Origin of the sequence: Flavobacterium aquidurense (genome assembly GCF_002217195.1) — a bacterium.
In the GTDB taxonomy this organism is placed as follows: Bacteria; Bacteroidota; Bacteroidia; order Flavobacteriales; family Flavobacteriaceae; genus Flavobacterium; species Flavobacterium frigidimaris.
In genome coordinates, this window is sequence record NZ_MUGR01000028.1 from 115862 (window position 1) to 131685 (window position 15824).

Annotated in this window: 12 protein-coding genes; 4 read left to right on the forward strand and 8 right to left on the reverse strand. The window is 34.1% G+C overall.

The features are described from left to right. Window positions 1-10: 10 nt before the first annotated feature. From cysS to B0A67_RS15455, 4 genes are all read right to left on the reverse strand, one after another. The gene (gene cysS / locus B0A67_RS15440; RefSeq protein WP_072956473.1) at window positions 11-1489 is read right to left on the reverse strand and encodes a cysteine--tRNA ligase; all 1479 of its coding nucleotides are present in this window, start codon (window positions 1487-1489) and stop codon (window positions 11-13) included. A 58-nt stretch (window positions 1490-1547) separates the two neighbouring features. Next, the gene (locus B0A67_RS15445; RefSeq protein WP_072956470.1) at window positions 1548-1937 is read right to left on the reverse strand and encodes a four helix bundle protein; all 390 of its coding nucleotides are present in this window, start codon (window positions 1935-1937) and stop codon (window positions 1548-1550) included. 34 nt (window positions 1938-1971) lie between these two features. After that, entirely contained in the window at window positions 1972-2643 is a 672-nt protein-coding gene (gene folE, locus B0A67_RS15450) for a GTP cyclohydrolase I FolE (RefSeq protein ID WP_072956467.1), read from the reverse strand. A 202-nt stretch (window positions 2644-2845) separates the two neighbouring features. Then, entirely contained in the window at window positions 2846-4042 is a 1197-nt protein-coding gene (locus tag B0A67_RS15455; protein ID WP_072956463.1) for a pyridoxal phosphate-dependent aminotransferase, read from the reverse strand. 122 nt (window positions 4043-4164) lie between these two features. On the opposite strand from B0A67_RS15455, the gene B0A67_RS15460 reads away from it, so the two are divergent. From B0A67_RS15460 to B0A67_RS15465, 3 genes are all read left to right on the forward strand, one after another. Then, complete coding sequence (locus tag B0A67_RS15460; protein WP_072956459.1) at window positions 4165-5490, forward strand: PDZ domain-containing protein; 1326 nt, start codon at window positions 4165-4167, stop codon at window positions 5488-5490. Further along, a complete protein-coding gene (locus tag B0A67_RS25000; RefSeq protein ID WP_207557348.1) occupies window positions 5480-5629 on the forward strand; it encodes a hypothetical protein in 150 nt (49 codons plus the stop codon). The genes B0A67_RS15460 and B0A67_RS25000 overlap by 11 nt, the downstream gene beginning before the upstream one ends. Window positions 5630-5741: 112 nt before the next feature. Beyond that, the gene (locus B0A67_RS15465; RefSeq protein ID WP_072956456.1) at window positions 5742-6224 is read left to right on the forward strand and encodes a hypothetical protein; all 483 of its coding nucleotides are present in this window, start codon (window positions 5742-5744) and stop codon (window positions 6222-6224) included. 183 nt (window positions 6225-6407) lie between these two features. Here B0A67_RS15465 and B0A67_RS15470 read toward each other — a convergent pair whose 3' ends face one another. After that, entirely contained in the window at window positions 6408-6788 is a 381-nt protein-coding gene (locus B0A67_RS15470; protein WP_072956453.1) for a DUF1573 domain-containing protein, read from the reverse strand. Window positions 6789-7054: 266 nt separating this feature from the next. Between B0A67_RS15470 and B0A67_RS15475 the strand changes: the two genes are divergently transcribed. After that, complete coding sequence (locus tag B0A67_RS15475; protein WP_072956450.1) at window positions 7055-9691, forward strand: valine--tRNA ligase; 2637 nt, start codon at window positions 7055-7057, stop codon at window positions 9689-9691. A 249-nt stretch (window positions 9692-9940) separates the two neighbouring features. Here the strand turns inward: B0A67_RS15475 and B0A67_RS15480 are convergent, their stop codons facing one another. The 3 genes from B0A67_RS15480 to B0A67_RS15490 form a co-directional block, all read right to left on the reverse strand. Beyond that, on the reverse strand, window positions 9941-12193 hold the full coding sequence (locus tag B0A67_RS15480) for a TonB-dependent siderophore receptor (RefSeq protein WP_072956446.1): 2253 nt from the start codon (window positions 12191-12193) through the stop codon (window positions 9941-9943). 288 nt (window positions 12194-12481) lie between these two features. Then, window positions 12482-13207, reverse strand: a complete 726-nt coding sequence (locus B0A67_RS15485; RefSeq protein WP_072956444.1) for a DUF4198 domain-containing protein — start codon at window positions 13205-13207, stop codon at window positions 12482-12484. A 173-nt stretch (window positions 13208-13380) separates the two neighbouring features. Next, the gene (locus B0A67_RS15490) at window positions 13381-15702 is read right to left on the reverse strand and encodes a TonB-dependent receptor (RefSeq protein WP_072956442.1); all 2322 of its coding nucleotides are present in this window, start codon (window positions 15700-15702) and stop codon (window positions 13381-13383) included. Window positions 15703-15824 lie beyond the last annotated feature (122 nt).

The following is a 15824-nucleotide window of genomic DNA, read 5'->3' on the forward strand; positions in this document are numbered from 1 at the left end:
AATGAATTGATTATATTGAAAAGCTAGTGCCTTCTTTTCCATCTTTCAGCTGAATGCCCAAAGCAATCAACTGATCACGAATCTGATCAGAAAGAGCAAAGTTTTTATCTGCTCTGGCCTGATTTCTCATTGCGATAAGCATATTGACAACACCTTCTAATTTATCATTATTAGCATCGGCAGCTTTCTCGTCGCTCAAGCCTAAAACATCAAAAACAAAAGCGTTAACTGCAGTTGTAAATGAAGTTAAATCTTCGGCAGAAATTGTTTCTTTGCCTTCTTTTAATAAATTGATATAACGAACAGCCTCGAACAATTGTGCAATTAAAATAGGTGTATTAAAATCATCGTTCATTGCATCGTAACAAAGTTGCTTCCAGGAAGCAATATCTATAGAACTTGTTGCACCTGCTGAAATGGCCGGAAGAGCATCAACAGCCTCCATTAATCTTTTATATCCTTTTTCTGCAGCAACAATGGCATCATCAGAAAAATCTAAGATACTTCTGTAATGTGCCTGTAACATAAAAAAACGAGTTACAGATGCTGAAAAAGCTTTGCTTAATATATTGTTGTCTCCGCTTAAAATTTCGCCCGGTAAAATGTTGTTTCCAGTCGATTTTGCCATTTTCTTTCCGTTCAGAGTCAGCATATTGGCGTGCATCCAGTAATTTACAGGAGACTGACCAGTGCAAGCTTCGTTCTGAGCGATTTCGCATTCGTGGTGCGGGAATTTCAAATCCATTCCACCTCCGTGAATGTCAAAATGATTCCCAAGATATTTAGTACTCATTGCTGTACATTCAAGATGCCAGCCCGGGAAACCATCGCTCCACGGCGAAGGCCATCTCATGATATGTTCCGGTTCGGCCTTTTTCCAAAGTGCAAAATCCTGCGGATTTCTTTTGTCAGATTGTCCGTCAAGATCGCGGGTATTGGTTAACATATCTTCGATATTTCGACCGCTTAAAACCCCGTAATTATTGGTTTCATTATATTTTACCACATCAAAATAAACAGATCCGTTGGCTTCGTAACCAATTCCGGTAGCGATAATTTTTTTGATGATTTCGATTTGTTCAATAATATGTCCTGTAGCAGTAGGCTCAATACTTGGAGGTAAAAAGTTAAAAGCTTTCAGGATTTCATGAAAATCAACGGTATAACGCTGAACAACCTCCATTGGTTCCAGTTGCTCTAAGCGTGCTTTTTTGGCAATTTTATCTTCGCCTTCATCAACATCATCTACAATATGTCCGACATCCGTAATATTTCGAACATAACGCACTTTATAATCAAGATGCAGAAAATACCTGAATATCACATCAAAAGACATGAAAGTCCTCACATTTCCTAAGTGTACGTTGCTATAAACTGTAGGTCCGCAAACATACATTCCAACATTTCCTTCATGAATAGGATTGAAATTTTCTTTTTCACCTGAAAGTGAATTGTATATTTTTAGATGTTGACTTGTGTATAAAGGCATATTTACTTTATTGTTTGTTGTTTGTGGTTTGCTGTTTATTGTTTAGGGGCGAAAAAAGCTATTTGAATTTTAGTCCTTTGATTTCACAATTGTTTAAATAGTTCATCATCGCTCCGATTTTGTTCTTTTCTAGTTCAACTATTTCGTTTAATTCTAAATGTTGTTCTTCGGTAATCAGTTTTTTGTCAAAAGCCCGGTAAGATTGTGATTTTACTTCACCAGCTGAACCTTTTGCAATACTCAGAAATTGAATAAATTCTCTATTGCCATTTCGTTCAAAACCTTCAGCAATATTGTCCATAATAGAACCTGAGCTTCTGTCAATTTGATCTTTTAAAGAATAATTTGTCTTTAAGTTTGTGTTTTGGATTAGGAATTCGATTTTTTGACAGATTGCTCTAGCCAATCTCCAAATTTCTAAATCTTCGAATTTCTCGATTTTCGCCATAACAACAAACTATAAACTAAAAACAATAAACTTTTTAGAACTGCGTGTCTAATTTTATGTAATCTAAAAATTCTCTTTTTGTTTGAGGATCTTTGAATTTTCCACCAAATTCAGATGTTACAGTGCTGCTTTCGATATCTTTAATTCCTCTTGAATTTACGCAAAGGTGTTTTGCGTCGATAACGCAGGCAACATCTTCAGTACCTAAAGCGATTTGTAATTCCTGAACAATTTGCATGGTTAGACGCTCCTGAACCTGAGGTCTTTTTGCGTAATATTCTACAATTCGGTTCATTTTTGATAAACCAATAACTCTTCCGCTTGAAATATAAGCAACATGTGCGCGCCCGATGATTGGTAATAAATGATGTTCGCAGGTAGAATAAACAGTAATATTTTTCTCTACCAGCATTTCGCCGTATTTGTAATTATTGTCAAAAGTTGAAGCTTTTGGCTTTTTTGTAGGGTTAAGACCCCCAAAAATTTCCTTAACAAACATTTTTGCAACTCGGTTTGGAGTACCTTTTATGCTATCATCCGTCAAATCCATTCCTAAAGTTTGTAGAATGTTTTCAACATCTTTTTTTATTTTTTCTATTTTTTCTTCATCACTTAAGTCAAAAGCATCCTGTCTTACAGGGTTTTGTGCGTTGCTGCTAAAATGATTGTCTCCTATTTCGTCTAAAAAATCTTCGTTATTTATCATTAAAAACTACTATTAATATGGGTATATCTTTTTAAGGCGGTAAAGATAATTAATAAAAAGGAAACCTTTTCTATCGTTTTTACTATTTAATTGTTCCTTTTTGGATATAATTTAAATTAAAACTAAAATGCTGTTTTTTATAAAATACAAAAGACAATAACATAGGGCGTTATTGTCTTTTGGATATGTTTGAATTTTGTTATTATTTCTTGTTGTAAACTAAAAGAGCTTCTTTTAAAATGTTTACAGCAGTAATTAAATCTTTTTTGTTCAGGACATAGGCAATTCTTACCTGATTCAATCCCATTCCCGGAGTCGAATAAAATCCGGCAGCGGGAGCAACCATTACCGTTTCTCCGTTAAGGTCATAGGTTTCAAGAAGCCATTGTGCAAAATCATCGGCATTTTCTATTGGTAATTGTGCAATACAATAAAAAGCGCCTTTAGGCTTGGTAACAATAACACCTTCAATTTTATTCAACTCGGTAATTAGTGTGTCTCGACGGCCTTTGTATTCTGAAATTACTTCATCAAAATAGCTTTGCGGAGTATCAATCGCAGCTTCGCAGGCAATTTGTTCAATTGTAGGCGGGCTTAAACGTGCCTGTGCAAACTTCATTACAGTTGCGAGAACATCTTTATTTTTTGTTACCAGACAACCAATTCTTGCACCACACATACTGTAGCGTTTGGAAACAGAATCAACCATTATTACGTTTTGCTGTACATCTTCAAGATTCATTACCGAATAATGAACATCATCTCCATCATATAAAAACTCACGATAAACTTCGTCAGCAATTAAATACAAATCGTGTTTTTTTATTAAACCTGCCAGTTGTTTGATTTCGGCTTCTGAATATAAATAACCCGTTGGATTACCAGGGTTGCAAATCAATATGGCTTTGGTTTTTGGTGTAATTAGTTTTTCAACCATCTCAATACTTGGCAAAGCAAATGCACTTTCGATTGTCGAAATTACAGGAACTACAGTTGCGCTCGTAGACGAGGCAAATGCGTGATAGTTCGCATAAAAAGGTTCCGGAATAATAATTTCATCTCCCGGATCTGTAATTGTGGCTAATGCAAACAACAAGGCTTCAGAGCCACCAGTAGTAATAATGATGTCTTCTGAGTTAACATTTACGTTTTGACGCTGGTAAAATTGAGCTAATTTTTTTCTATAACTTTCATATCCGGCAGACGGACTGTATTCTATAATAGTTAAATCAATATTTTTTACCGCCTCGATGGCCACTTCGGGTGTCTTGATATCCGGTTGACCAATGTTTAAATGATACACTTTTTTCCCTTTTTGTTTTGCAGCATCTGCAAAAGGAGCAAGTTTACGTATCGGTGATTCGGGCATGTTTCTGCCTTTGTGAGAAATTGTTGGCATGAGTTTAATTATTGAAGTGCAAATTTGAGGTTTTTTTTCGAATTTAACGTAAACATTAAGAGTACTTATTAAAATGTAACAAATATCAATATTTTTAGTAATTTTATCATAAAATATTATCAATGAAAAAATATTTCATGTTGTTTTTTGGGCTTTTAATATCTTTTACGCTTTTTGCTCAAGGAGATTTCCTGATCGAAAACCGTAATAAGAAGGTTATTATTCCTTTTAAATTGATAAATAACCTTGTTTTTATTCCTATAAAAGTAAATGGCATCGAATTGAATTTTCTGCTTGATTCTGGTGTCGAAGAAACCATTTTGTTTAGTATGGAAGAAAGACAGGAAGTAAGTTTTAAAAACATAGAAAAAATAAAACTCAGAGGATTAGGAAGCGAAGAGGAAATCGAAGGATTAAAATCGACCAACAATGTCCTGGAAACACATGGTTTAAAATCATCCAATCATTTGGTGTATATAATTTTAGACCAAAGCTTCAATTTGTCTTCACATATAGGAATTCCTGTAAACGGTATTATAGGTTATAAATTTTTTAAAAATAATATTGTAGAAATCAATTATCAGAAAAAGAGAATTGTTGTGCATGCTAACAATGAAGAAACCCGAAAAAAACTGGATAGAAAATTTAAAACAGTCCCAATAACCATTGAAAGGTCGAAGCCTTATATTTATGCCAATGCCGTTGTAGATACTGTTACTATACCCGCAAAACTGCTTATTGATATTGGTAATAGTGATGCTTTCTGGATTTTTGAAAACAGTAAAATTAAGCTGCCTAAAAAGAATTTTCCTGACTTTTTAGGAAAAGGCTTTAGTGGGGATATTGAAGGGCATCGTGCTAAAATTGATAATTTTATAATTGATGAATTTAATTTTAAGAAACCAATTGTTTCGTTTCCGGATTCAAGTTCCATCAAAAATGTGAAGATGGTTCCGGGGCGGATCGGTTCTATTGGCGGAGAAGTGTTAAAACGGTTTACCATGGTTTTAGATTATGCGGGTAAGAAGTTATATCTTAAAAAAAACAATAAGTTTTCAGAGCCGTTTACTTATAATAAAAGTGGAATTACCATTCAGCATAACGGACTGCAATGGGTTCAGGAAACAGTGCATTTAGAAATGGTAAAAGTCGCAACTACTTTAGAAGAAGTACAGGCTGATAATAAAAAGGATGGTGAGTTTAAGTATAAATTTTCATTAAAACCGGTTTACGAGATTGTAAATATTCGTAAAAACTCGGCTGCCGAAAAATGCGGACTTCAAAAAGGCGATATTATAGTGAGTATCAATAAAAATGTTCCTTATAAATATTCTTTACAGCAGATCAATACACTTTTGAAATCAGAAGAAGACATCTGGATTAATCTCGAAGTTGAAAGAAATAGTGTGATTTTAAAGTTTCGATTTAAGCTTGAAGATGAGTTGTAAGTGCTTGAAATACAGTTTTATTATTGTTTTTAATGGAGAAGGTTTTGTTGCTGTTATAAAATGTAAAACAGATGATGCCTGTTCAGAAGAAGAACACGAATTGAACAGAAGAAGCGAATTTGTAATTAAGAATTTATAAAGTTTACTTTCAGACAGTTAACAATAAATAGTGTAATTTTAAAAAAGAAGCTTTTTTTTAGCTTCTTTTTTATATAACTTTATAAGATAACAACGAACCTAAAAAATAATCTATGAAAAAGTTAGTCATATCTTGTTTGCTTTTGTCTTTCATTGGACTGCAAAGCTGTAAAAATGATGAAAAACAAAAAGAAGCTGAAGCAGCAAAAGCTGAAGGCGAAAAAGTTGTAAGTGTTCAGTGCTATAAAGCGGTATATGAAAAAGATACTATTGATTTAAAATTGAATACTCTGAAAAACGGAAAACTATCAGGAGATATGGTGATGAAAGTCGCAGGTTCACCTGAAAAAATTGGCGAGATTGCGGGAGAATTTCGCGGAGATACTTTATTTGCCGATTATACTTTTAAGGAAAAAACAAATAAAGACAGAACCTTCAAAAATCCAATGGCATTTTTAAAACGAGATCAACAACTGATTTTAGGAAACGGAACCATGCAAACAACAATGGGCGTTACTTATTTGGTAAAAGACAAACCGATCGATTTTGATCGCGTAAAATATAAATTCTCAACTTCTGAGTGTGTTGAGAAATAAAAAAAAGGTGTAACGATCTTTGTTAAAGTTTTAAATTTTGACAAAGATTACACAATCTAAATTCTCATGATATTAAGTGAAAAACCGAATAGGTTCTTGAAACCTGTCGGGTTTAATTCATGGTGCATAAAAAAAGCCGTTCCTTAGGAAACGGCTTTTACTATTTTTAGATTATTGTTCTTGTTATAAAACTTCTCCTTTGATTTTTAAGGCAACTCTGCCGTCAGGATAGTTTACAGCATTAGTTTCAACGGTAATTGTTTTACGAATTGGACCTGAAACCATGTTGTATTTTACATCAATTTTACCTTTTTTGCCAGGCATAACTGCTGCTGCTGGTTTTGTGACAACTATAGAACTTACTGTAGATTCTGCTCCGGTCACTAATAGCGGTGCGTCGCCTGTGTTTGTAAATTCAAAAGAGCGAACTCCGTTATCACTTTTCGAAATTTTACCATAATCAATGGTATTGTCTTGGGCTGCAAATTCAATTTTTGGGCCGTTTTGTGCATAACCTATTGCGCTAAACAATACGACTGCAATAAAAGAGGCTACATTTTTCATTTTGAAATTGTTTTTAAGTTGTAAGTAAATATACTTTCTTTTAATTAATACACAAATTATTAATTCGCTTTTTATAGTGTACTTAATTATTTACTTTTGCTGTCAGTTATAATTACAAAAATTGAACCATTTTTTTGTTTAATTGATTAGTCGTTAATTCGTTTACTCGATTGATGATCTGCAAGCGTTATTCGCAAAGCAAAAACAGTTAAACAATTAAACGATTCAGCAATTAAACAAATTAACGATTAAACAAACCTATTTAAATGACAATTCCAGCACAATTTGACGCTAAGACGATTGAGAACAAATGGTATGATTACTGGATGAAAAACAACTATTTTCATTCAGAACCAGATCATAGAACGCCGTATACTATTGTAATTCCGCCTCCAAACGTCACTGGTGTCTTGCATATGGGACATATGTTAAATAATACAATTCAGGATGTTTTAATTCGTAGAGCACGTCTTAAAGGTTTCAATGCTTGCTGGGTTCCGGGAACGGATCACGCTTCTATTGCAACTGAGGCTAAGGTTGTAGCAAAATTAAAAGCAGAAGGAATCAATAAAAATGATTTAACCCGCGAAGAATTTTTAGCACACGCCTGGGAATGGACAGATAAATATGGTGGGGTAATCCTTGATCAGCTTAAAAAATTAGGAGCTTCATGTGATTGGGAAAGAACCAAATTTACGATGGATCCTGATATGTCAGCATCTGTAATAAAATCGTTTGTAGATTTATACAACAAAGGATTAATCTACAGAGGTTACCGTATGGTAAACTGGGATCCTGAAGCTAAAACTACGTTATCTGATGAAGAAGTAATTTACGAAGAACAACAAGGAAAATTATTTTTCTTAAAATATAAAATCGAAGGTTCAGAAGATTTTCTGACGATTGCAACAACTCGTCCTGAAACTATTTTTGGAGATACTGCTATTTGTATCAACCCAAATGACGAGCGTTTTAAGCATTTAAAAGGTAAAAGCGCCATCGTTCCTATTTGTGGGAGAGTAATTCCGATTATTGAAGATGAATATGTAGATGTAGAATTCGGAACCGGATGTCTGAAAGTAACTCCTGCTCACGATATGAACGATAAAACGTTAGGAGAGAAACACAATCTTGAAATCGTTGATATTTTTAATGAAGATGCTACATTAAACAGCTTCGGATTACATTATCAGGGAAAAGACCGTTTTGTGGTTCGTACCGAAATTGCAAAGGAATTAGAAGAAATTGGAGCTTTGGCGAAAACCGAAATCCATTTGAATAAAGTAGGAACATCAGAAAGAACCAAAGCGGTAATCGAACCAAGATTATCAGACCAATGGTTTTTGAAAATGGAAGAATTAGTAAAACCGGCAATCAAATCTGTTTTGGTTGATGGCGATATTAAATTACATCCAAAACGTTTTGAAAACACTTACGCGCATTGGTTAAACAATATCCGCGATTGGAATATCTCTCGTCAGTTATGGTGGGGACAACAAATTCCGGCGTATTATTACGGAGACGGAAAAGAAGATTTTGTAGTTGCTGAAAATATTGAAGATGCTTTAGTCTTAGCAAAGGAGAGAACTTCTAACAACTCACTTACAATATCTGACTTAAAGCAAGATGTTGATGCCTTAGATACCTGGTTTTCATCATGGCTTTGGCCGATGTCAGTTTTCGGCGGAATTATGGATCCGGAAAGTGCAGATTATAAATATTACTATCCAACAAACGACTTGGTTACAGGTCCGGATATTTTGTTTTTCTGGGTTGCGAGAATGATTATTGCAGGTTACGAATATGCAGGCGAAAAACCATTTACAAATGTATATTTAACAGGTCTGGTTCGTGATAAACAACGCCGTAAAATGTCTAAATCATTAGGGAATTCCCCTGATCCTTTAGATTTGATAGAGAAATTTGGTGCAGATGGTGTTCGTGTAGGATTACTTTTAAGTGCGTCTGCAGGAAACGATATTATGTTTGATGAAGAGTTATGTCTACAAGGAAAATCATTTACAAACAAGATTTGGAATGCTTTTAAATTGATTAAAGGCTGGGAAGTTTCTGAAACAATCCCACAACCGGAATCATCAAAAGTAGCAATCGAATGGTATGAAGCAAAATTGCAGCAAACATTAGTAGATATCGAAGATAATTTCGAAAAATACAGAATTTCAGATTCATTAATGGCCATTTATAAATTGGTTTGGGATGATTTCTGTTCCTGGTTTTTAGAGATGATCAAACCGGCCTATCAGCAGCCAATTGATAAAGCTACGTTTGATAAAGCAATCGAAATGTTAGAAAGTAATTTGAAGTTACTTCATCCTTTCATGCCTTTCTTAACAGAAGAAATTTGGCATTTAATTGCTGACAGAACTCCGGAAGAAGCTTTAATCGTTTCGACCTGGCCGGAATTAAAACCTTTTAATGCAGGTTTAATTACGGATTTTGAAAGTACTATAGAAGTAATTTCTGGAATCAGAACGATCAGAAAAGATAAAAACATTCCGTTTAAAGATCCTATCGAACTAAAAGGAATCAACAGCGAGAATATCACCACTTATTTCGATACAATCGTAACGAAACTTGGAAACATTTCAGCTTTCGAATATGTTTCGGCTAAAGTAGATGGCGCATTATCTTTCCGTGTAAAATCAAATGAATATTTCATTCCGATTTCAGGAGGAAATATCGATGTTGAAGCTGAAATTGCAAAACTGACTGCAGAGTTGGTTTATACACAAGGTTTCTTAAAATCGGTTCAGGCAAAATTATCGAATGAAAAATTTGTTGCCGGAGCACCGGAAAAAGTTTTGGCTAACGAAAGACAAAAAGAAGCAGATGCTTTGGCAAAAATTGCCACAATCGAGCAGAGTATTGCCGGATTGAAATAAGATCAGCTTTACTTTAAAGAATAAAACCCGATAGATTTAAAATCTATCGGGTTTTATTTTATTAACTTTTCCCGTCCTGAAATAGCGAATTAAAGCTTTGACGCAAAGATTTAAAATAATAATTCGTGAATTCGTGGCTATAAAAGTTTTGATATTTATTTTTTGCCTAAAAACCAAAAACTTCTTCTGATTTTCAAAAAATGAAAAGACAGAAAAAGTTTTGGAGTATTAAAAATCTAATTCAAATTTTTAGAACTTGTATCTTAAGCTTGTCATTACCTGACGTGGTGCAATTGGATTCACACTATAATTCTCGTGAACGGTATAATTCAATTCGTTTGTAATGTTTGATAATTTACATAAGATTGAGATTTTTCTCCAGGTATATCCTGCAGATATATCAACTGTTGTGTAAGCTTCTAAAGGAATTTCTCTATCGTTGATAGTCTGAACTCCGGTTGTAGGATCGATTACAACCTGATTGTTCCATCCACCCGTTCTTTTTCCGATATAATTTCCTATTGCTCCAACAGAAACACCTTTAAGGAAACCGTCTTGTAATGTATAGAAGAAACTTAAATTTGCCGTGTTTGCCGGAGTTCTTACTAAACGATCACCTTCAATAAAACTTCCGTTTAGTCCTGAAGTTTTGGTATAACGCATATCGTTGTAGCTGTAACCCGCAATAATGTTTAAACCTTCAACCGGTCTTGCTGTAATATCAACTTCAACACCTTTACTTTTAGTTTCTCCGCTTAATACTTTTACATTTGTATCTGTGTTTGGCGTTCCGTCTGCTTTAAATTCAGCAGTTTGTGCTAAGTTGCTGTTTGTAATCTGATACACGGTAACGTTTGTGCTCAATAAACCTTTTAGGAAATCTTGCTTGATACCGGCTTCATACTGATCAATAATAGATGGTTTTATTGGCTGTAAATCTACAGTTGTACCAGTGTTTGGTGTAAATGAGTTGGCGTAGCTCGCAAACAAAGAGGTGTTTTTTGTTGGCTGGTATACTAAACCTACTTTAGGAGAGAAAGCCTGATCAGTAAGTTTTTGTCCTTCTGTAATAGTGGTTGGTTTTTTTGTATAATCAGTTGTTGTAGCCTGAGTTTCCTGCCATGACCAACGTAATCCTGCCAAAACCTTAAATTGCTCCGTAATCGAAATTAAATCCTGAGCATATACACCAAAACGATTTGAATCGGTATTTACAAGTTTGGTTGCATTTGCATTCGGGATGTCCATACGCTGATTATCGTAAATAAGATCGTAGATATTGACACGATCGTAAGCATTTACGATGTATTTTCCTTTTGCGTCTTTTACCATTTTCTCATCAAAGGCATAAGTATAGGCTTGTGTAAAAGAATTTTCGAAATCAACACCTGTAAAAATCTGATGTTTTACTTTTCCGGTATAGAAAATCCCTTGTAAGCTTAACTGTTCTCCAATGATTTGCTCAAAGTTTTGATTTTGCCCTAACGGACGAATGTAATCTCCATCTTTATAATTTGGGATTGTAGTATCAATAGATACACGCTCAGTTCCTTTAGAAGTTCTATTGTAGTTTTGGAAAGAAGTATTGAAGTTCAATTTCCAATTGTCATTAAAATTGTGGTTCACTAAAGCAGAAACACTTGTTTGAGTTGTTTTTCCATAAGACCATAATGCTCCTAAATATTTATTTCTTGGCAGGTCGACAATTTGTTTTCCAATAATTCCTGTTCCAAAATCCGGAGTCCAGTCATAACTTAAGTAATCTCCTTGTAAAACGATTTGAGTCTTGTCACTTACTTTAAACAAAAACGACGGATTGATGTAATAACGTTCGTTTTTTACGATATCCCTAAAGCTTTCAGAGTTTTCATATGAACCTGTAAAACGAAAGGCAATGTATTTATTTAATGGCCCGTAGATGTCAATCGATGGTTTATAAAAAGAATTGCTTCCCATTTGCATAGAAATTTCTCCTCCTTTTGTAAACTGTGGTGTTTTTGTCACCATGTTCAGGATTCCACCCGGAGCAACGTTTCCGTATAATAAAGCGGCACTTCCTTTTAAGAATTCTACTTTTTCTAAAGATGAAACTTCAGGCATGGATCCGCTGCTGAAACGAAAACCGTTTTTAAACATATTATTGGCACCCATATCATAACCTCTCGAGAAGAATGATTCCTGAGCACCACCACGAGCTGATCCTACGTAAACACCATTTAGGTTTTTCACCACTTCACTAAGTCTGATCGCTTGTTGTTGGGAGATAATATCATTTCCGATAATCTGAACACTTTGTGGCAAGTCCATTACTTTAATACCTGAACGAGCTGCTTCAATTGGCTTTTTAGGTTTGTTTGTTGTAATTAGAACTTCATTAAGAATTTCTCCTTTTTTATTTTTTACAGTGTCATTTACAGTCGAAGCGTTGTCTGCATCAGCATACTCCTGACTATAAGAGGCAAAACTTAGCAAGGATAAAGCAAGTAGTAAATTATGTTTCATGATTTATTTAGATTGAATAAGAATAACTTTTTTTCTGCAAATATAAGTTCACATAGATGTTTTAACAAAATTTAACAGTACATTTTCTCACTTAATTCTTTCTTAGTTTTTTCTTAAGATTAGCTTAAGATTTTGTTATTCCGATTTTAATTCTTTATCAATGAAGAATTATTCTAAATAATATTTTGAATTTTTGAACGCTTATTTATACAAAAAAACCTTGTCTGAAAAAACAAGGTTTGATTGAAGAAGAACTTCTGAATTTTAATCTGAAATGAGTTTTAAAAATTATTTAACTGCAATAAAGTAAGTAGCCATTTTCCAGATTTCATCGTATTTTTTACCATTATGATCGCCAGAAGCTTTTTCAGTGTGAGCATATTCTACCATATAGTTTCCAGACCAGATTGGTGTAAAAGAGAATTCACCTTTATCGTTTGTCCATAATTCTTTTTCCCATCCATTTGGAGCAATTACTTTAATTTTTGTTTCTTTTGCGATAGCGCCGTCATAAGAAGCAACTCCGGTAATTTTGGTATCTTTTTTTGCAACATCTACACTTTCTGAGAATACAGCAATTTTATTAGTGTTTGATGCAATAGAATTTCCTGCGGCTTTGTTGCCCACTACTATATTTGCACTCGAATTGTAATCAAGAACCATAGTTCCGTAAACATCTTTTACTTTATGGTGCATTACAACAGTATAAACACCGTCTTCATCCGGAGTAAAAAATGCCTGGTATTTATTGTCTGAAGCTTTAGCTGTAAGTTTTGTTTCTTTTTTTGAAGGCGAAACCAATACCAAAGTAAAATCTTTTAAATCAGAGAACCATTTATCAGCTTTTGTAATGTCGTTATCCGAAAATTCTCCAAAATAAACTGAAATTTCCTGAGCTTTTCCTTTTGTTCCGGTTGCTTTGGTTTCGATCCAAAGAGCATGAGCAAATAATTGTGGGGTTGCAACTAACATTAAAAGTAAAAATGTTATCGATTTTAAGGTTTTAGATTTCATAAGATGAAGTTTAAATTGGATTAAAAATTATTAGTGTTGCAAACTTAAGTCTTATTTAGAATAATTAAAAATAAAAATATAAAAAAGACTCAAAATAGCAATTAGTTTGTAAAATTATGATTTGATTTTCTAGAAAACACCTTTGATTTAGAGGTGCTTCTGCTGTAAAATCCCTAAAGTTTTAAAGTTAAGTTTACTAAAAAGTTTGAAGGAGTCTGAGCCATTCCATACGAATCCCAGTATTCTTTATTACTGATGTTATTAAATTTCAGACCCACTCTCCATGTAGGCTGATCATAAAATACAGTTGCATTATAAACCATATAGGATGGGGCATAAAAACTTTCATCTTCAAACTTATATTGTTTGTCTGCATAATTAGCTCCAAAACCAACACCTAAATCTTTTAGTTTGTTTTGAAATTTATACGATATCCAAAAGTTAACTACATTCTCCGGGGCCCCGCTGGCTTTATTTCCTTCGATAGCAGTATCTGATGATTTTACGATACGGTTATCATTATAAGCATAACCAATCAGAGCGTTTAAACCTTCGATAGGATTTGCAATAAATTCGAAATCAACACCTTTACTTACTTGTTTGCCATCCTGAACACTAAATCCGTCAGGAGTTGTTCTTGTAGCATTATCAATAGTAATGTTATAATAGCTTAATGTAGTGCTTAATTTTTTATTGAATGCTTCTACTTTTACACCTCCTTCGTATTGGTTGGCATAAACAGGTTTTAGGATTAACAAGCTTCCGTCTGGCTGATTTACCGGACCTGAATTTTGAAAACCATTCATGTAATTTCCAAATAAAGAAACCTGATTTTTAATCACCTCATAAACCAAACCTAATTTAGGCGATAAAGCAGTTTGGTTGTATCCTTCGACATCTACAAGTTTTTTCTGAACGAAGTTGTCCAAACGAAGACTCAACATGGCCGATAGACGATCTGTAAAACTGATCACATCTGAGGCATAAACACTAAATATCTGCTCGTCCGGAACTGGCCAGGTAAGTTGGGACAGGGCAGCATCAACTTGTTTTTTTCTGATAGGGTTAAAAGGCTTTGTTACATCAATAGTGTCCAGAACCGGCGTTGCACCGTAATTAAAAGTACCTTTTGAAAATCTGTAATTTGCACCTAATAATAGTTTATGTTTGATACTCCCTGTAGAAAACTGGCCATTAATATTTTCTTGTATATTGGTAAACTGATTAGATATTGGCCCAAAACGAGATACACTTCTTTGTACTTGTGTTGGTGAACTCCATAAGGTATAATACTGATAACTGCGATCTACATTTTCGTCTATAAAAGAATAAAGTGTCGTAGATTTCCAGTTTTCTGCCAATTGATATTCTGCCTGAACAAAAACTTTTGAAGATGAGGTTTTGGCATCAAGGTCATCGTGAAATAAACTTTTTCTGTAATCTATCTTTAGATCTGTTGGGTTTGTAATTCCTGCTGCATATGAACGTCCGTAAGTAGGACGTGTGTTGTTTACATTGTAGATTTCAGTATCAATACTTAAGGTTAGTTTATCAGTTGCTTTGTAAATAAGGCTTGGCGCAATCAGGAATGTTTTATTAAAGCCATAGTCTAAGAAACTTTTTTCAGTATTTACCGAAGTGTTTAATCGAAATAATACTTTATTATCCGGTGTTAATGGAGTATTAATATCAAGCGCAAGTCGGTTTAGTCCAAAACTTCCGCCAGTATAAGATACTTCTGTTTTTTTTCCTTCAAAAGGTTTTTTGGTAACTAAATTTACAACACCTCCAAAAGACGATACAGAAGATCCGAATAGCGTTCCTGATGGTCCTTTTAGCACTTCGATGCGTTCTGCGTTATCAATAGAAATGGAGCTTCGACCCGTCATATTTTCCATTCCGTTTCGTGCATTAACGCCAGTACTAAAACCTCTGAAAGAAATTTCAAGTCCCCCTGATGGATAAATTTTTGTGGTTACACCAGGTGCATTTACAACGGCACTTCTAATGTCTACAGCAATTTGTTCCTGCAAAAGTTCTTTCTGAATCACGCTGTAAACTTGTGGATTTTCGAGATTCTTAAGTGGCATTCTTGCTACATAATCTGTTTTTTTAGATAAGATGCTTTTTTTGCCATTAACAACAACTTCGTGTAACTCTTTGTTCGAAACTTTTAACTGGAGATGAACGGTTGAGGTTTCGCTTTCTGTTACAATAACTTCCTGTTCAGTAGTTTCGTAACCCGTTAAAGATATTTGCAGCGTATAAGAGTTCGATTTTATTCTGTTCAATTCAAAAGTTCCGTCGTCATTGGTGGTTGTACCGTATTTCGAACTTTTTAGAATAACATTTACACCTGCAGCCGCGTCTCCGTCAGAAGTTGTAATTGTTCCTTTTATTTTTCCGAAGTTTTGTTGGGCAAAGGAGCAAAAAACGGACAATAGAAAACCGATTGTAAATAGAAAACGATACGTTTTCACAGTAGTATATTTCATTTTAATTAATTAGTTAAGGTTATTGTTTTTATTTAGAATGAATAAAAACAGTGCAAATGTAAAAATTAATATTTCCTTAACAAATATTATTTGGCTTGTTTTGAGGTACTTTTTGTTATATT